Origin of the sequence: Methylobacterium komagatae (assembly GCF_042661665.1) — a bacterium.
Lineage (GTDB): Bacteria > Pseudomonadota > Alphaproteobacteria > Rhizobiales > Beijerinckiaceae > Methylobacterium > Methylobacterium komagatae.
On sequence record NZ_JBHSWN010000001.1, the window covers coordinates 1,752,418 to 1,768,803 of the forward strand.

15 protein-coding genes and 4 pseudogenes are annotated in these 16,386 nt (G+C 68.0%); 10 read left to right on the plus strand and 9 right to left on the minus strand.

Annotated features, from left to right (window positions below; translation table 11 throughout):
• Positions 1–333: 333 nt before the first annotated feature.
• On the minus strand, positions 334–1,005 hold the full coding sequence (locus ACFQE0_RS08530) for a TetR/AcrR family transcriptional regulator (protein ID WP_081948533.1): 672 nt from the start codon (positions 1,003–1,005) through the stop codon (positions 334–336).
• A gap of 135 nt (positions 1,006–1,140) precedes the next feature.
• Here ACFQE0_RS08530 and ACFQE0_RS08535 point away from each other — a divergent pair, with 135 nt between their 5' ends.
• Positions 1,141–1,518 carry an FAD-dependent oxidoreductase gene (locus ACFQE0_RS08535; protein ID WP_378968808.1) on the plus strand — a complete coding sequence of 126 codons (378 nt, stop codon included), beginning with the start codon at positions 1,141–1,143 and terminating at the stop codon, positions 1,516–1,518.
• A pseudogene (locus ACFQE0_RS08540) lies at positions 1,484–1,972 on the plus strand (FAD-dependent monooxygenase); the annotation flags it as partial. The gene ACFQE0_RS08535 and the pseudogene ACFQE0_RS08540, both read left to right, overlap by 35 nt.
• 69 nt (positions 1,973–2,041) lie before the next feature.
• On the opposite strand, the pseudogene ACFQE0_RS08545 reads toward ACFQE0_RS08540, so the two are convergent.
• The 7 genes and pseudogenes from ACFQE0_RS08545 to ACFQE0_RS08575 all read right to left on the minus strand — a co-directional run bounded on the left by ACFQE0_RS08545 (position 2,042) and on the right by ACFQE0_RS08575 (position 7,417).
• Positions 2,042–3,209 (minus strand): annotated as a pseudogene (locus ACFQE0_RS08545) (IS3 family transposase).
• Positions 3,178–3,531, minus strand: a complete 354-nt coding sequence (locus ACFQE0_RS08550) for an ABC transporter substrate-binding protein (protein ID WP_043378379.1) — start codon at positions 3,529–3,531, stop codon at positions 3,178–3,180. Before ACFQE0_RS08550 ends, ACFQE0_RS08545 begins: the two are co-directional and overlap by 32 nt.
• Before the next feature lie 53 nt (positions 3,532–3,584).
• Positions 3,585–4,280 (minus strand): annotated as a pseudogene (locus tag ACFQE0_RS08555) (glutathione binding-like protein).
• The gene (locus ACFQE0_RS08560; RefSeq protein WP_051975893.1) at positions 4,277–4,999 is read right to left on the minus strand and encodes a glutathione S-transferase family protein; all 723 of its coding nucleotides are present in this window, start codon (positions 4,997–4,999) and stop codon (positions 4,277–4,279) included. Before ACFQE0_RS08560 ends, ACFQE0_RS08555 begins: the two are co-directional and overlap by 4 nt.
• A 22-nt stretch (positions 5,000–5,021) precedes the next feature.
• Positions 5,022–5,597, minus strand: coding sequence for a carboxymuconolactone decarboxylase family protein (locus ACFQE0_RS08565; RefSeq protein WP_043378376.1), 576 nt, complete (start codon positions 5,595–5,597; stop codon positions 5,022–5,024).
• Positions 5,598–5,615: 18 nt separating this feature from the next.
• A complete protein-coding gene (locus tag ACFQE0_RS08570; RefSeq protein WP_043378923.1) occupies positions 5,616–6,548 on the minus strand; it encodes a C-terminal binding protein in 933 nt (310 codons plus the stop codon).
• A 2-nt stretch (positions 6,549–6,550) separates the two neighbouring features.
• Positions 6,551–7,417, minus strand: coding sequence for an alpha/beta fold hydrolase (locus ACFQE0_RS08575; protein WP_043378372.1), 867 nt, complete (start codon positions 7,415–7,417; stop codon positions 6,551–6,553).
• Positions 7,418–7,723: 306 nt separating this feature from the next.
• On the opposite strand from ACFQE0_RS08575, the gene ACFQE0_RS08580 reads away from it, so the two are divergent.
• The 5 genes and pseudogenes from ACFQE0_RS08580 to ACFQE0_RS08600 all read left to right on the plus strand — a co-directional run.
• Positions 7,724–7,900: a hypothetical protein gene (locus ACFQE0_RS08580; RefSeq protein WP_378968812.1), complete on the plus strand. Its 177-nt coding sequence runs from the start codon at positions 7,724–7,726 to the stop codon at positions 7,898–7,900.
• Complete coding sequence (locus ACFQE0_RS08585) at positions 7,834–8,634, plus strand: LysR family transcriptional regulator (protein WP_378968814.1); 801 nt, start codon at positions 7,834–7,836, stop codon at positions 8,632–8,634. The genes ACFQE0_RS08580 and ACFQE0_RS08585 overlap by 67 nt, the downstream gene beginning before the upstream one ends.
• Positions 8,635–9,569: 935 nt before the next feature.
• The gene (locus ACFQE0_RS08590; protein ID WP_043378364.1) at positions 9,570–10,142 is read left to right on the plus strand and encodes a chlorite dismutase family protein; all 573 of its coding nucleotides are present in this window, start codon (positions 9,570–9,572) and stop codon (positions 10,140–10,142) included.
• On the plus strand, positions 10,129–10,791 hold the full coding sequence (locus tag ACFQE0_RS08595) for a sigma-70 family RNA polymerase sigma factor (RefSeq protein WP_230365905.1): 663 nt from the start codon (positions 10,129–10,131) through the stop codon (positions 10,789–10,791). The genes ACFQE0_RS08590 and ACFQE0_RS08595 overlap by 14 nt, the downstream gene beginning before the upstream one ends.
• 26 nt (positions 10,792–10,817) lie before the next feature.
• A pseudogene (locus ACFQE0_RS08600) lies at positions 10,818–10,916 on the plus strand (zf-HC2 domain-containing protein); the annotation flags it as partial.
• 435 nt (positions 10,917–11,351) lie between these two features.
• Here ACFQE0_RS08600 and ACFQE0_RS08605 read toward each other — a convergent pair.
• Complete coding sequence (locus ACFQE0_RS08605) at positions 11,352–11,543, minus strand: hypothetical protein (RefSeq protein WP_179696869.1); 192 nt, start codon at positions 11,541–11,543, stop codon at positions 11,352–11,354.
• A gap of 4 nt (positions 11,544–11,547) precedes the next feature.
• On the opposite strand from ACFQE0_RS08605, the gene ACFQE0_RS08610 reads away from it, so the two are divergent.
• The 3 genes from ACFQE0_RS08610 to ACFQE0_RS08620 are packed head-to-tail and all read left to right on the plus strand — an operon-like array spanning position 11,548 to position 16,206.
• Positions 11,548–13,485: an amylo-alpha-1,6-glucosidase gene (locus ACFQE0_RS08610; protein ID WP_051975920.1), complete on the plus strand. Its 1,938-nt coding sequence runs from the start codon at positions 11,548–11,550 to the stop codon at positions 13,483–13,485.
• A gap of 11 nt (positions 13,486–13,496) precedes the next feature.
• Entirely contained in the window at positions 13,497–15,638 is a 2,142-nt protein-coding gene (locus ACFQE0_RS08615; protein WP_378968818.1) for an MGH1-like glycoside hydrolase domain-containing protein, read from the plus strand.
• Complete coding sequence (locus ACFQE0_RS08620; RefSeq protein WP_378968821.1) at positions 15,571–16,206, plus strand: MGH1-like glycoside hydrolase domain-containing protein; 636 nt, start codon at positions 15,571–15,573, stop codon at positions 16,204–16,206. Before ACFQE0_RS08615 ends, ACFQE0_RS08620 begins: the two co-directional genes overlap by 68 nt.
• Positions 16,207–16,386: the final 180 nt, after the last annotated feature.

Below are 16,386 nucleotides of genomic sequence, written 5' to 3' on the forward strand. Positions count from 1 at the left end.
AGAAGCGGGATGCGCGACCCCGTGGACGCGGTGCAGACCGGATGGCCTTCCGCGACTGAACCGTCCCGCCAAGTCCACTTCCGTGAACCGCAGCATGACCGCGTCCGAGCAGACGATTCTGCTCGCCCTATCCGTACGTTGGGGCGGATCGTTCTTCCTCACGCGCGTCGCGCTCTCGGTGCTGCCGCCGACGACCCGCTCCGCCCGAGGCGGGAACCTCCGGCCGAGCCGTTGCGGAGAACGGCGGCTGCGCCTTTCTCGTATGCCATCGTGAACCCCGATCGTTGCTGTGGCTGCATTCTCCGGGACCTGGTCGCGCAATGCCGGTGCTGCTCAGCCGCGCGTCCTGGCCTGCTCGCCGAATCGGGGCGATGCCGTCATCCGGGGGAAGGCGCGCTCGACGATGTCACCCACGCGGTCGGGCGCGCAGATCGGTCCGAGCACCTCACGATAGAGCGGATCGGAGATCACCGTGGCCGACCCGACCAGGGTCGCCACGAACTGGAACATCAGGAGGTCGAGGTCCACCTCGACCATCCATCCTGCGGCCTGCGCCTGCCGCAAAGTTGCCCTCTGCTTCTCGGCGAACCGCATCATCTTGGCCTTAAGGCCCGGGCTCGCGCATCGGACGACCTCCGGGTTCCGGACCGCGTTGTAGTGTGCGGGGTGTTCGTTGGCCCATTGCAGATAGGCGCTGGCGAGCGAGCGAAGCTGTTCGACCGGATCACCGCCCGATGCGGCCATCGCCGACTCAGTCGCCGCGATCAGCCTGTCCACGCCGTCCTCCGCCAGCGCGGCGAGGAGGTCCGTCCGGGTCTGGAAGTGTCTGCCGGGTGCAGCGTGCGAGACGCCGAGGTCGCGGGCGAGCGCCCGCAGACTCAGCGCCTCGATTCCCTCCGCACCTATCACCTCGGCCGCCCGTTCGAGCAGCGCATCGCGCAGGTTACCGTGATGGTAACGCCGCGCGCCGGATGGGCAGCAGGATTCGCGATCCAATGTTGACACAGCCTACAAAGGCTCCCAGTTGTGTGTTGTCGCTGACAACATAGCGGGTCGCGGCGCCGTGGCAATGATCCGAGGAGATCATCGTGTCGTCCCTTCCTCAAAGCACCGAAGTCCTTATCTGCGGCGCCGGCCCCGTTGGCCTCACGCTCGCTCTCGGCCTCGCGAAGAGGGGGCGTCAGGAGCATCGTCGTCGATCAGAAGCGGGAGCTGGACACTCACTCCCGCGCAATCGCGCTGTTTCCACGGACGCTGGAAATCTTTCGGTCGCTCGGCGTGGTCGAGGATTTGATCGTCAGCGGCGAGCAGTCGTCCCACCTCCGGCTGCGCCGCGCGTCAGACCGCAAGACCCTCATCGACTTCGACTTCGGAACCTACGACCCGATCACGCAGTGTAACTACTTGCTCGCCATCCCTCAGAACCGCACGGAGCGCGTCCTCTTCGAGCACGCCCAGCGCAACGACAGGATCGAGCCTGCGTATGGGATGCTCGTTCGTTCGATTCGAGGACGATGAGGCCGGCGGGTGCGTGCATGTTCGTCTTCGCGAAGGGGAAGGCGTCGAGAGCGTCGTCGAGGCGCGATTCCTCGTGGGGGCGGACGGTTCCCACAGCAGCGTTCGGCAGCAGCTCGGCTGGGAGTTGCAGGGTAAGACCTACGCGACTCGAGCCGTCCTTGCCGATGTCGAGGTGAGCGAGGAGGCGGACACCGCGGACGGGTGGCTCGCCGAGCCCGATCGCCCGTCGCTCCTTATGTCGATCCGGTATGCGCCGCGGATATGGCGCTTGATCGAGCAGGGCATTCCCGACACGCTGACGGACGCCGAGCTCGCCGATCACGCGCGAGAGCTGACAGAGGTTCTGTTCGGCGAGGGGGCCTGGCGGAAGACGGTGTGGACCTCGGCCTACCGCAAGCACGAGCGCGTGGCGCCTCATTTCCGGAGCGGGCGCGTGCTGCTGGCGGGGGACGCCGCGCACCTCAACAGCCCGGCCGGCGGGCAAGGTCTGAACACGGGCATCCGCGATTGGACTTGCTTCAGTTTAGTGGAGAGCGGTGTGGTGGGCGATGCCCCTTTCGAATTGGGTGGGGCTGGTGAAGCCGAGCGCCGAGTGACGGCGTCGGGGATTGTAGAAGCCATCGATGTAACGGGCCAGCGCGTCGATGGCCTCGGCTCGCGTCTGGAAGGCGGTGCGCCAGACCAGTTCGCTCTTCAGCGTCTTGAAGAACGTCTCGACCATCGCGTTGTCAAAGCAATTCCCCTTGCCAGACATCGAAATCACGATGCCATGTCCTCGTAGTTCCGCCTGATACTCATTCGCACAGTACTGACTGCCGCGGTCGGAATGATGCAGCAAACCTGGTCCGGGCTGCCGGACGACGAGGGCACGTCGCAGCGCAGTCAGCGCGAGCTCCTTGTGAAGACGGTCGCCCACCGCCCAGCCCACGACCCGTCGAGAGTACAGGTCGAGGACCACCGCCAGGTACAGCCAGCCCTCCCGCGTCCAGATGTAGGAGATGTCGCTCCCCCACTTCCGATCCGGCCCAGCCGCCGTGAAGTCCTGGTCGAGGTGGTTGGGCGCGATCGGGAAGGCGTGGCCGCTGTCCGTCGTGCGTCGGAAGCGGCGCGGCTGGCGGGCCTTGAGCCCGTTCTCCCGCATCAGCCGGGCCACGCGTCGCCGGCCTGCCGCCAAGCCCTGCTCGCGCAACTCATGCGTCATGCGCGGGCTGCCATACGTCTCGTGCGAGAGCGTGAAGGCGGAGCGAACATGGGCAAGCAGCACGAGGTCCTCGCGCTGCCGTGCCGAAGCCGGACGATTCTTCCAGGCAAAGTAGCCGCTCGGACTGACGTCGAGGACCTTGCACAGGCGCGCGACCGGGAAGTCCTTCTTCGCCGCGTCGACGAGGCGGAACCTCATCGACTTCCCTCTTTGGCGAAAAAAGCCGTGGCCCGCTTCAGGATCTCCCGCTCCTGGCGCAGCACCTCGTTCTCGCGGCGCAGGCGCTTGGCTCGGCGGCCATGTCCTCCTGCCGTTCCGCCGGCGGGTGGTCCATCTCCCGCTCACGTCGGCCGTCGATCCAGTTGCGCAGCGTCGAGAGCCCGACGCCTAGATCGGCGGCGACTTCCCGGCGGGACCGCCCGCTCGTCTGCGCCAGTCGCACCGCCTCGGCACGAAACTCAGGGGTAAAGGTTTGCTTCCGGTCTGACATCGGAACCCTCCTCCTTCAGGAAAAGAGCTCTCCACTTTTGCGAGGCAAGTCCAATGTCGGGCTTGTTCTGGTGGTCGGCGCCGACGATCCGGATGGCGACCCCGGGCAACAGCGCCGCCGCCTCCTCCGCGGTCATGCGGGCGGCCAGCTCCGAGCCCGCGCCCGACTTGTCCGCGTAGACGCTCGATCGGTCGCCGAGCACACCGATCTTGACGACGCCGTCGGAGAAGGCCTCCGCGGCCGGAGCACCGGTCGGGACGAGGGCCGCCGCGAGCGCGCGGAACGCGGCGGCGCGGCCGCGCGCGCCGAACCGTCCGGTCATGGTCGTCCTCCCCGTGTCGTGACGCTCGGGCTTCGGAAGCGTGGTCGCGGCGCTCAGCCGCCGCGGCGTCCCTGGCCGAACAGGATGGCCTTCGACTCCTCGGTGACGGTCGGAGTCGAGTTGACGGCCTTACCGGCCGCGTAGGCGCGCTGCACGGAGGGGCGCACCGCCAGGGCATCGAGCCAACGGCGGACGTTCGGGTACTCCTCGATCCGCTGACCCTGCCGTTCCCACAGCAGGCATCACGGGTAGGCCGCCATGTCGGCGATGCCGTATGCGTCGCCTACGATGAAGGGGCGATCGGCCAATCGCTCGTCGAGGACCCCGTAGAGGCGCGACGTCTCCTTGACGTAGCGTTCTATCGCATAGGGAATGCGCTCGGGCGCGTAGTGGCTGAAATGGTGATTCTGGCCGAGCATGGGGCCGAGCCCGCCCATCTGCCACATCAGCCATTCCAGCGTGGTCTTGCGGCTGCGCCGGTCGTCGGGCATCAGGCCGCCGAGCTTCTCGGCGAGGTAGATCAGGATCGCGCCGGACTCGAAGACCGGAACGGGCTCGCCGCCGTCGGCCGGCGCGTGATCGACGATGGCCGGCATGCGGCCGTTCGGGGAGATGCGCAGAAAGTCGGGTTCGAACTGCCGGCCCTCGCTGATGTTGACCGGCACGATCCGGTAGGCCGCTCCAGCCTCCTCCAGCGCCAGCAGGATCTTGTAGCCGTTCGGGGTCGTCCAGAAATGCACGTCGATCATGGCGGAGAATCCGATCCTTCGTTGGAGAGGTGGGCGCGAGCCGCCCTCGCAGCCAGGCCGTCGAAGAGGGCGAGCGACCGGTCGCGCCAGGCCGCGACCGGGTCGTCCGCCGCCAGGAGTCCGCGCGGCGACGAGCATCGAGCCCACTGGAACGCGGCGAATACGATGTAGTCGGCAAAGTTCGGGCGCTCGCCCCCCAGGAAGGGTTGCGACCGGATGGTCGCGCGGAGCGGCTCGAGGGAGGCCCGGAAGGCGGGCAGGGCCTGATCGGCGCCCGCCGCGACCGCCTCGAGCGTCGCCCCGAACCGCGCCTCCCGCGTGCGCCTGAAGTATTCTTGGTCGCGCTCGTGCAGGATGGTCCAGACGTCCAGCACGATCTGGCGCCCGATCCCGGGAATCACGACCCCGTCGCACCAGTTCCTGACGAACACGATCCCGGCTCGGGCCTCGCGCGGACCCAGCAGGGACGGCCGGTCGGGATACTTGGCGTCGAGATGACAGGCGATCGACCAGGAATCGACGATCACCGCGCCTTCGTCCACTAGGACGGGAACGCGATCCTGGCCCGAGAAGGCGATGGTCGCCTTGTCGGTGAAGCGCCACGGCACCGTGTCAGCCGAGAGGCCCTTGTGCGCAAGCGCCAGACGCACGCGCCAGACGAACGGACTGAACCGGACGCGCTCGTCGGCCGCCGCGAGATCGTAGAGCTTCAGCGCCATCGGACCCGTTCCACCGCGCCATTCAGGCCGCGTCGGCCTGCTGGACGGGTTCGGGCTTGCTCCACGCGTAGGCCTCGAACGCCGCGTCGAGGGGCGTGGCCGCGACGTGATCGATGTCGTTGCCGAGCACCTCGTACCCGATGGCGACGATCGCCTCGATCAGGTTCTCCCGCGTGTAGCCCGCCGCTTCGAAGCGATCGAGCTCGGCCTGCCCGACTTGGCCGCGAGTCCGGGTCATGGCGGCGGCGAAGCTGCGCAGCGTCTCGAGCTTCGGGTCGGCCAGCGGGTCGCCGTGGCGCAGCGCGGACAGGATTGCCCCGGGAATCCTCTCGCGCGTGGCGATCGGCGAGTGCACCGCCATGCAGTGATGGCACTCGTTCTCGTAGTCGATCGCCCGCAGGACGATCTGGCGTTCGAGCACGGACAGGGTGCGCCTGGCAAAGGTCGCGCCGGTCTGCCGATAGATTTCGTACATAACCGGCGACTCGGCCATGATCCCGTGCAGGTTCGGCAGGAAGCCGTAGCGCTCGAGCGAGTCGGCCGCGATCGGCTTCGACCGCTCGGGCGCGGTCCCGGGGGTGTGGATGGTCAGGTCCATGACGGTGCCTTCCTGCGATCAGTGGACGGGATTGAGGGCTGGCTCGCCGCGCAGCGCCGGGGCCACCTCCTCGGCGGTGCGCCTCTGGAGATCGACCAGCGATTCCTCCGAGTAGAAGGCGAGGTGCGGCGTCACGATGAGGTTGGGAACGGTCCCGATCCAAGTCTCCGCCGTCGGCGGCTCGGTCTCGAGGACATCAAGCGCGGCGCCGCCTAATCGCCCCGATGCCAGCGCCGCGCACACTGCGGGAAGGTCGACGAGGCCGCCGCGGGAGGTGTTGACGAGGAGGGCCCCGGGCTTCAGCCGCGCCAAGCTCTCGGCGTTGACGACGTGGTGCGTCTCGGCCTCCAGCGGCACGTGGAGCGAGAGGATGTCGGCCGCCTCCCAGGCCTCGTCGCGTTCGACGCGGCGGGCCCCCAGCCCCGCGATCGGGTCCTGAGGGACGAACGGGTCGCACACGAGGATGTCCAGGCCCAGGGCGCGCGCGATGCGCCCGAACCCGAGCAGGACGAGCGTGCGTCCGCGGAGGCGGTGGAGAGGCGCGACGGCGGCCACGTTCCACACGCCCGCGCGGGTCTGGTCGATCCCGCGGACCAGCCCGCGGGCGAGCGCCAGCATCAGCGCCAGGGTGTGATCGGCGACTTCTTCGATGCAGTAGTCCGGGACATTGGTCACCCGGATGCCCTTGTCCCGCGTCGTGGGCAGCGGGATCGTGTCCACGCCGATGCCGTAGCGCGCGATGATCGCGCAGCGCTCCAGTTGCTGGACGAGGGTCGGCGGAAGCCTCGCGTAGCAGTTCAGCAGAGCGTCGGCATCGCGGCAGACCTCCAGCAGAGCTTGCGGGTCCGTGGACGGCGCGACGACCAGATCGGCCAAGCCGTCGAGGATTGCGCGTTCGGGCTCCAGGTTCGGGAATACGTGGTCGGTGACGACGACCTTCCGCCTTGTCATGGTCAGCCCCGCCACGGCTCGAGAATGGCAAGGAGTTCCGCGTTGACGCGGTCGGGCCGCTCCTCTGGAGGCAGGTGCCCGCATTGCGGAATGGCGACGCCGCGCACGTCTCCGGCCATGCCCTGCCACACGGCCAGGACGTCGAAGGTCCGGCCCACGAGGTCGAAGTCGGCGCCCCAGATCGCGAGGGTCGGGCACGCGATCAGCCGGTCGGCGTCGGCCTCGTCCTGCGCGAGGTCGACCGGTCCTGCCCGGTAGTCCGCGAAGGCGCCGCGGAAGGCGCCGGGCCGAGAATAGGCGCGGACGTACTCCGCCACCGCCTCCTCGCCGATCGCACCCGGCGCGTAGGACCAGCTATCGAAGAAGTGCCGCAGGAACATCTCCTCGCGCCCTGCGACCAGCGCCTCCGGAAGATGCGGCACCTGCTGGAAGTAGAAGAACCAATAGAGCTTGGCGAGCCGCGCGTCCGTGGCCTGGAAGACCACGCGCGTCGGTATGTTGTCGATCACGACGAGGCGGTCGATGGCCTCCGGGTAGTCCTTGGCGAACCGTGTCGCGACACGGGCGCCGCGGTCGTGACCGACGAGGGCGGCACGCCCGATGCCGCAATGCGCCATCAGGGCCCGGACGTCTCCCGCCATCGACCGCTTGTCGTATCCCGTATCGGGCTTGTCGGTCGCGCCATAGCCGCGCAGATCCGGAGCGATGATTCGATACCGCTCGGCCAGGACGGGCCACTGATGGCGCCGCGCGAAATGCGTCTCCGGATAGCCGTGCAGAAGCAGCACGGCCGGGCCCGCACCCGCGTCGAGGTAGTGCATCCGGATGCCGTTGACCTGGGCCGTATGGTGCCGTGCATCCGGAGTCATGAGGGTCTCCCCTTTGCAACCAGCGTGCGGACAACCGGGAGTCGTGAGAAGAGGTGACGCGGGAATAGGATCTATACGCGACCTGTATGAGTACGTGCTGGAAGATCCTGGGCGCTCGTGGCGACGGGGACCGTGGCGACGGGGACCGTGGCGGCGCGAGCGAGCGGCGCGTGCCGAAGGATGCGTCGGTCTCGCGGGCGTCGTCGCCCGCCGGAATCCACCGCCTCGATCGGCAGTCATCGGTGACCGGTCCGCCGCGGTCGGCTACGGGGTGTCGGAGCTCCGGACGATACGGGGACCGTATGGATGAACGACCTGATCACGGCCATGCGGACCTACGTGCGGGTCGTGGAGGCCGGCAGCTTCACCGCCGTGGCGGCCGAGCCTGTACCACCCAGCCGACGATCAGCCGGCAAGTGGCTTCGCTGGAACAGCATCTCGGCACGCGGCTCATCACCCGCACGACCCGCGCGCTCGCCGTGACGGAGGACGGTCGCGTCTTCTACGAACACGCCCTGCGGTCGCTCGAGACGCTGGCCGAGGCCGAAGCCGCGGTCGGCAGGCGCAAGGGCCGGCCGTCCGGAACGCTGCGACTCACCGTGCCGGTCGTGTTCGGGCGTCTGCACGTCGTGCCGCGCCTTGCGCTGTTCGCGGAGCGCTACCCGGACATCCGCGTCGATCTCATCATGAACGACGCCTTCTCCGACCTGGTCGAGGAGGCGATCGACCTCGCGATCCGGGTCGGCGAGATCACCGATCCGGGCCTCGTCGCGAAACGGATCGGGATCACGCGGCGCGTCACGGTCGCCGCCCCGGCCTATCTCGCGAAATGCGGCGAACCCACGTGCCCGGGCGACCTCGCCGCCCATGACTGCATCGTCTACACGCGTCTCGTCGCCGGCCACCGCTGGTCGTTCACGAGCCCGGATGGACCCGTCTCAGTCGACGTCGCGGGTCGTTTCCGGGTCAACAATTCGGAAGGGGTGCGCGAGGGCGTCATCGCGGGCCTCGGCATCGGCGTCGTGCCGATCTGGGCGTTCCGCGACGAGATCGAGACGGGACGGGTGAAGATCATCCTCCCCGCTCACCGGCCGATGCCGTTGCCGATGCAGGCCGTCTACCCGTCGCGCCGGTTCGTTCCGCTCAAGGTGCGGGCAGCCATCGACTACCTGAGAAGAGAATTTCTGCAGGACGCACGGATCTCTGGCGCCGGTTGAGAGCGTTCGAAGGGCTTGGCCTTACCTCGGCTCGAAGGGAAAGTTTCCGCAACTGGTCGATCATCGGTCGTTTGAATGAGCGACGAGAGTCGGGATGTCGTACAAGTGCCCGACTCGCGGATCCACGCGTTTGCGGCGGTCCTCGTCGTGTGCACGGTCGGGGACCATGCCGATGGCCGATTCGCGAGGACGTATCCGCGGAAGGCCGATGAGCGGGTCGTCGACCGATCTTTCGACGCCGGCGTCTTCGCGAACCTTCCACCGTCGATCCTACGGAACGGGACCAGGATCGCGGTGGTCGAAGTCTGCGTCGACGGGCGGAGCGAGCGCGCGGACCTTAGCCGATCCGATAAGCCATGACCTGATGCGCTCCCTTCATGGGCGCGTACGGCCCGGTGCGTCCCATCCGGCGTTGCACCGGGTGACGAGCCCACGAGTTTCTTGGCTATCCGGATTGCGGTGTGGAATGCATCAGGTGCTCCTATCGGTCTCCCGGCTGTTTCACCCCCTCAAGCAGCCCACTCGGCCGGGTGACAAGTCCCGGTCGAGGGCGCAGTCCCAGACGACGCGCCGCGTACACTGCCCGCCTCGCCGCAGGCAAGGGCCCGATCATCGCCGCTGCGGATCGGCACGAAACACAGGATCTGGCCCACCCGATAGAAATGGTGCCTCGACAAATGAAACCTTCTCCGACCTATCCTTCTCGCCACGTTCTTGCCGACACGAACGCGGCGTTTGATATTCGTCGGAGATGGAACACACCTTTGCTCAACGTGGAGGGTTTGCATCAGCGGCCCTATGAAGCGTCAACTGCACGAGATCTCACGGTCTCCGAAAATCCTCGTCCTTCAGGGCGGGGAAGATGTTGACTGCCTTCGACTGTGTAACGCGGCGAGCCTTGCAAGCGAAGCGGCCTTTACCGAGAGGATGGCGGAATGATCGACCTGATCGAGTTCGCGGGTGGCGATGCAGGCCCTTGGCGGGTGACGCGCGCGGAGTCGCCGCTTGGGGAGCGTCTGCCCAGCGCAACCCGCCTTTCCGTCAGCCTTCCGATCGGCAACATGGGACAGCGGACCGGTCCTTCGACCGGCACGATCTGGCGCTTGCGCGGGGTGGTGAGCAATCTGCGCTATACAACCAGCAACGAGGCGCAGCGGCTACGCGCCGTGCAGCCACCTCTCGATCGACCTTCGGCGACGCGGGCCGCCCTGATCCCGATCAGGAAGTCGGCGCGCTGGTGGGAGCTGGCTCAGGACGAGCGCCGGGCGATCTTCGAGGAAACCTCGCACCACACGAGCATCGGCCTCGGCTACCTGCCGGCGATCGCACGGCGACTCCACCACAGTCGTGACCTCGGCGAGCCGTTCGATTTCCTGACGTGGTTCGAGTTCCCGCCGGAGCACGAGGTAGCCTTCGAGGCGCTCGTCGCAGCGCTACGCGCTACCCGCGAGTGGACCTTCGTCGAGCGCGAGGTCGACATCAGGTTGACCCGTGATGCGCCAGGCTGATCCGGTGATGACGGCCGATCTGGAACCGAGCGACGACCTGCTGCTTCCGCGGCTTCGGCTCGGCGAGGAGGCCGCTTTCCGGATCCTCGTGCGGCGCTATCACGTGCGGCTCGTGGCGATCGCCCGTGGCGCACACCTGACGCGGGAGGCGGCGGAGGAGGCGGTGCAGGAGGCCTGGATCGCGGTGATGCGCAACATCGCGGGATTCGAGGCGCGCTCGTCGCTGCGCACGTGGCTGACCGGGATCGTCCTGAACATCGCGCGCAAGGCCTCGGTCTCCGCCAGGCGCACCGCGACCTTCGCGGAACTCACGCCACGGCATGACGAGGACGAGGGATCCGGTTTCGACGCCGATGCCTTCCTCGCCGACGGCCACTGGCGTGAGGCGCCCTGGCACTGGAGCGAGATCGACTTGGAGCGCGGGCTCGCGGGGCGGCAGGTCTGGCAAGCGGTCGAGGCGGCCATCGCCGCTCTGCCGCCGGACGAGGCCGCCGTGATCCGGCATCGCGACATCGAGGGTTTCGGCCCGCGCGAGACGGAGGAGTTGCTCGGCCTCGGCGAGGCGCGTCAGCGCGTGCTGCTCGATCGAGCGAGGCTGAAGATCCGACGGGTGTTCGAGGCGTTGACCCGCGACGCGGCGCGAGCGTGACGAGCGGAACGGGCGAGGATGATCGGATGCGGTGTCGAGAGGCGGCGGAGCAGGCAGGCGCGTTCGTGGACGCGGAGGTGTCCGGACGCGTTCGATGGCGCATCCGGCTTCATCTCGCGACCTGCAGGAATTGCCGGCGTTTCGTGCGGCAGATCGCGCTCACGCGCGACGCTCTCGGCCGGCTCCCGCCTCCGCCCCTCGACGCCGCCCGCGAGGACGAACTCGTGGCGGCCCTGCGGGAGGCATCGCGGTGAGCGCCGGTCAGCAACCGGTACAGATCGAGGTCGCGATCAGGTTGTGCAGAGCGCGACTCTTCCGGTCGAGCGCCGCGGTGGTCCCACTGCGCCCGTCGAGGGCCGAGCCCCCGGCTTCGTCGTACCGTTCGACGTCACTTGGCGGAACAGCGCCTGTGGCATCGTCGATGCCGAGCCGACCGCGGCCGGCAAATGGTCGACCGGCGCGGCACTGACCGGGAACGCAGCGAAGGTGATGAGAGCGATGGCGGCGAAAGCGGGGCGGGTCATGATCTTTGTCCCTACGTGGTTTGGAGCGGGAAGCGTTCAGACGAAGGCGACGACCATCAGGCTGAAGAAGGCCGCGATCGCGCCGACGATCGGAGGAAGGGCGCGGGCTGGATCGAACATCGAGGTTCTCCGCGGCGCGTCGATCGCGCCATGATCCTGAGTGCCTGCAGGAGGCCGGATCCGCGTGCGGCTGCGCACGCCGGATGCCGCGCGGACGGAGCGGGACACCGGGATGCCTGACGCGATACCCCTGCCGGGCGAGGCGTTCGAGTGGCTGGAGGCCGACGGGCTCGGCGGTTTCGCCTCGGGCACCGTTTCGGGCGTCCGGACACGCCGCTACCACGCGCTCCTGCTCACGGCGGCGAATCCGCCGACCGGGCGGACGGTGCTCGTCAACGGCATCGAGGCCTGGATCGAGACCGCGGCCGGACACACCGATCTCAGCGCCCAGCGCTACCTGCCGGACGTGATCCATCCGCGCGGTTTTGAGCGAATTACGAGCTTCACTCACGAGCCCTGGCCGTCATGGACATTCGGCCTGCCGGATGGCACCGAGATCACCCAGGAGATCTTGGTTGATCCCGATGCCTGCGACACGCTGCTGCGATGGCGGCGGATCTCAGGCGCTGGTCCTTGCACGCTCGTCGTCGTCCCGCTGCTCTCGGGACGGGACTATCACAGCCTGCAAACCGCAAATCCCGCTTTCGACTTCAAGCCACAAATCGGCGGCGCGGAGACCGGAACCTGCGTCACGTGGCATCCCTATCCGGATCGACCGGCGATCTCCGCCCTGACCACGGGCACCTATCGACATGAACCGGACTGGTATCGCCAGTTCCTCTACGCGGCGGAGCGGGCGCGGGGACTCGACTGCGTCGAGGATCTCGCCGCGCCCGGCAGCTTTCGCTTCGATCTCGCGGGGCCCGAGCCCGGGCTGATGCTGCTACGCGCTGGCGAGAGCGGGCCGGTCCGCGTCCGAGCCTTGGCTGACCGGATGATCGCCGCGGCGCGCGCGACGCGGGCCGGTCCGGATCTTCGCCGAAGTGCCCTGAGCTACCGGGTTGATCGAGGACGGGGCAGTACCCTGGTGGCAGGCTTCCCCTGGTTTACGGATTGGGGGCGTGACACCTTCATCGCGCTGCGCGGCCTGCTGCTGGCGACCGGCGAACTCGACACCGCGGAGAGCATCCTCAGAGCCTGGGCGGGCGTCGTCAGCGAGGGCATGATGCCCAACCGTTTCCCGGATTCCGGCGAGGTACCGGAATACAATTCCGTCGACGCCTCGCTCTGGTACGTGGTCAGCGTGTACGACTTCTTGGCAGCCTGCAGGCTGGTTGGGCGCTCCGTCCAGTCCGAGCCAGCTCTGCGTACAGCCTGCCTCGCGATCCTCGATGGCTACGCTGCCGGTACCCGTTTCGGCATCCGGGCCGATGCGGATGGTCTGATCGCGGCCGGTCAGCCCGGATGGCAACTCACGTGGATGGACGCCAAGGTCGGCGATTGGGTGGTCACGCCCCGTATCGGCAAGCCGGTCGAGATCCAGGCCCTCTGGATCAACGCCCTCCACATCGCGGCGACGCTGTGGGAGCCGCGCTTCTCCGAGGCCGAGACCGCGGCGCGAGCGAGCTTCGCGCAGAAATTTCCAAACCCGGTGGGTGGCTTATTCGACGTCGTCGATGTCGACCACGTCCCCGGCACGCACGATGCGGCGGTGCGTCCGAACCAGATCTTCTGCGTCGGCGGTCTCCCGTTTCCGCTCCTGACTGGGGAGCTCGCCAAATCCGTCGTCGATGCGGTCGAGCACAGGCTTCTGACGCCGCTCGGCCTGCGCACCCTGTCGCCGGACGATCCCGCCTATGCCGGTCATTACGGGGGCGACGCGCGGACGCGAGACGGTGCGTACCACCAGGGCACGGTCTGGCCCTGGCTGCTCGGTCCCTTCGTCGACGCGTGGCTCTCGGTCCGCGGCCGCAGCGAGGCGGCCCTGACGGAGGGGCGGGCTCGCTTTCTGCCGCCGCTGGAGCAGCACCTCGGCGAGGCCGGCCTCGGTCATGTCAGCGAAGTCGCCGACGGCGATGCGCCCTATCGACCCGGCGGCTGCCCGTTCCAGGCCTGGTCGCTTGGCGAATATATCCGCCTGCGCCGGATGCTCGGCCTCAAAGCGTTCTGAGGGAGACCGCAATGCCTGAGGGCCCGAACGCATCCCACCTGTTCGAGACCGAGGAAGGACGCCGTCTTCGGGCCTGTGCCGCGGACGGGTGGCACCGCTGGGGACCGTATCTCGCCGAGCGGCAATGGGGGACGGTCCGCGAGGATTACAGCCGGGACGGCACCGCCTGGGACTACCTGCCCCATGATCACGCGCGCTCGCGGGCCTACCGCTGGGGCGAGGACGGCATCGCCGGGTTCAGCGACGACAAGCGGCTCTGGTGTCTCGCGCTGGCCCTCTGGAACGGGCGGGACCCAATCCTCAAGGAGCGGATGTTCGGCTTGACCAACGAGGAGGGCAACCACGGCGAAGACATGAAGGAACTCTACTGGCTCCTCGACGGCACGCCGACGCACTCGTACATGCGGATGCTCTACAGGTACCCGCACGCGGCGTTTCCCTACGCCGAGCTCGTGGCCGAGAACCGACGGCGCAAGGGCCGCGACATGCCCGAGTACGAGCTCGCCGACACCGGTGTACTGGCGGAGAACCGCTGCTTCGACGTCACGGTCGAGTACGCCAAGGCCGCCCCCGACGACGTGCTGATGCGGGTCTCGGTCGTCAATCGCGGGCCGGAAGCGGCCGAAATCCACGTCCTGCCCCATCTGTGGTCGCGCAACACGTGGTCGTGGCGCGAGGATCCGAAGCGGCCGCTCCTCCGGCTCGTCGAGGGGCCAAGCGTCGAGGCGACCCGCGCCGCGGGTCCCTGTCGGCTGTTCAGGGCCCTACAGCCGGCCGAGTTCCTGTTCTGCGAGAACGAGACCAACACTGCTCGCCTGTTCGGCGTGAGCGGATCGTACCACCCCAAGGACGCGATCAACGACGATGTGGTGGCGGGAACCCGCACGCGGGTGAACCCGCTCCACGAGGGCACCAAGTGCGCGGCGCTGAGCCGCCACACGCTGATGGCCGGCGAGACGATCGTCTTGCGCTACCGGTTGTCCCCGGCCGACGCGCCGGGTCTCGACGACGCGGGTTTCGAGGCGGTGTTCGCGCGTCGGGTCGCGGAGGCCGACGCCTTCTACGCCGCCCTTCAACGCGACATGACGGACCCCGACGCACGCCTCGTCCAGCGCCAGGCCCTGGCCGGCATGCTCTGGTCGAAGCAATTCTACCACTTCGACGTGCGCCGCTGGCTGATGGGCGATCCGACGCAGCCGGAGCCCCCAGCGGAGCGGCGACACGGACGCGACAGCGAGTGGGCGCACCTCAACAACGCCGACATCGTCTCGATGCCCGACACCTGGGAATACCCCTGGTACGCGGCCTGGGACCTCGCCTTCCACTGCGTGACCTTCGCGCTGATTGACCCAGAATTCGCCAAGGGCCAACTCGTGCTGCTGACGCGCGAGTGGTACATGCACCCCAACGGCCAGCTGCCGGCCTACGAGTGGGCCTTCGGCGACGTGAACCCGCCGGTTCATGCCTGGGCGGCGTTGCGCGTCTACCAGATGGACGCCGCGCTCACCGGGCGACCCGACCGGACATTCCTGGAGCGGGTGTTCCACAAGCTGATGCTGAACTTCACCTGGTGGGTGAACCGGAAGGACGCGGACGGGCGCAACGTCTTCCAGGGCGGCTTCCTCGGACTGGATAACATCGGCATCTTCGACCGCTCGGCGCCGCTGCCCACCGGCGGCACCATCGACCAGGCCGACGGCACCGCCTGGATGGCGATGTACACGCTCAACCTGATGCGGATCGCCCTTGAACTGGCCGCCGAGGACCCGGTCTACGAGGACATCGCGACCAAGTTCTTCGAGCACTTCCTCTACATTGCCGAGGCGATGACCGACATCGGCGGCAGCGGGGTCGGCCTCTGGGATGAGGCGGATGAATTCTTCTACGACGTGCTGAACCTGCCCGACGGCAAGATGCTGCCGTTGCGCGTCCGCTCGCTGGTCGGGTTGATCCCGCTTTGCGCCGTCGAGGTGCTCGACATTTCCTTGCGCGACCGATTCCCCGGCTTCGCGCGCCGGGCCGAGTGGATGCTGCGTAACCGTCCCGACCTCGCCGCCTTGGTCTCGCACTGGAGCCAAGGCGAGGGTGAGGACCGCCGCCCGGCCCGGGCGGCGACCGGATGCTGCTCTCGCTGCTGCGCCGGCACCGCATGAAGGCGCTTCTGGCGCGGATGCTCGACGAGACCGGCTCTTCTCCGACCACGGTATTCGCTCTCTGTCGAAGGCGCATGCCGAGCACCCGTTCGTTCTCGATTGGAGCGGTGCCCGCTACTCCGTCGACTACGAACCAGCGGAATCGACGACCGCCACGTTCGGGGGCAACTCGAATTGGCGCGGTCCGGTCTGGATGCCGATTAACATCCTCCTCATCGAGGCGCTCGACCGCTTCGGGACGTTCTATGGCGACGACACCCGCTTCGAGTGCCCGACCGGCTCCGGCCGTTATCTCAGCCTGCCCGAGATCGCCGACGAGTTGAGCGAGCGCCTCTGCAGGCTATTCCTGCGCGGGCCAGATGGACGCCGGCCGGTGCTCGCCTCCTATGGCGCTCTCGCCGACGATCCGCATGTGTGCGACTGCATCCCGTTTCACGAGTACTTCCACGGCGATACCGGCGCAGGGCTCGGCGCGATGCATCAGACGGGCTGGACAGGCCTCGTAGCACTGCTCCTGAGGCCCGGGCGCCTCACCGCACTGCCGATCACCCGCGCCATCCCGTCCTGACGATCGGGCCCCCCGGCTCCGGTGTCTTATCCTGCGGGGGAGACACCGCGTCGCTGAAGTCGTCCATCGCCGGCTGGTTCGGCGCGCAGATGAAGGAGGACCGCTCCCGGCTCCTCGATCCAGACGTAACGACGAGCAGCATCCAGACCGACGCAAGTCCAGAGCCGACGTACCCCGCTC

What these genes read in the sequence shown, in the direction of transcription:
- ACFQE0_RS08570 (WP_043378923.1), bottom strand. Translation starts at nt 6,548, where the DNA reads ATGACAAGGCGGAAGGTCGTCGTCACCGACCACGTATTCCCGAACCTG.
- ACFQE0_RS08565 (WP_043378376.1), bottom strand. Translation starts at nt 5,597, where the DNA reads ATGGACCTGACCATCCACACCCCCGGGACCGCGCCCGAGCGGTCGAAG.
- ACFQE0_RS08550 (WP_043378379.1), bottom strand. Translation starts at nt 3,531, where the DNA reads ATGACCGGACGGTTCGGCGCGCGCGGCCGCGCCGCCGCGTTCCGCGCG.
- ACFQE0_RS08580 (WP_378968812.1), top strand. Translation starts at nt 7,724, where the DNA reads ATGAACGACCTGATCACGGCCATGCGGACCTACGTGCGGGTCGTGGAG.
- ACFQE0_RS08560 (WP_051975893.1), bottom strand. Translation starts at nt 4,999, where the DNA reads ATGGCGCTGAAGCTCTACGATCTCGCGGCGGCCGACGAGCGCGTCCGG.
- ACFQE0_RS08595 (WP_230365905.1), top strand. Translation starts at nt 10,129, where the DNA reads ATGCGCCAGGCTGATCCGGTGATGACGGCCGATCTGGAACCGAGCGAC.
- ACFQE0_RS08575 (WP_043378372.1), bottom strand. Translation starts at nt 7,417, where the DNA reads ATGACTCCGGATGCACGGCACCATACGGCCCAGGTCAACGGCATCCGG.
- ACFQE0_RS08610 (WP_051975920.1), top strand. Translation starts at nt 11,548, where the DNA reads ATGCCTGACGCGATACCCCTGCCGGGCGAGGCGTTCGAGTGGCTGGAG.
- ACFQE0_RS08590 (WP_043378364.1), top strand. Translation starts at nt 9,570, where the DNA reads ATGATCGACCTGATCGAGTTCGCGGGTGGCGATGCAGGCCCTTGGCGG.
- ACFQE0_RS08615 (WP_378968818.1), top strand. Translation starts at nt 13,497, where the DNA reads ATGCCTGAGGGCCCGAACGCATCCCACCTGTTCGAGACCGAGGAAGGA.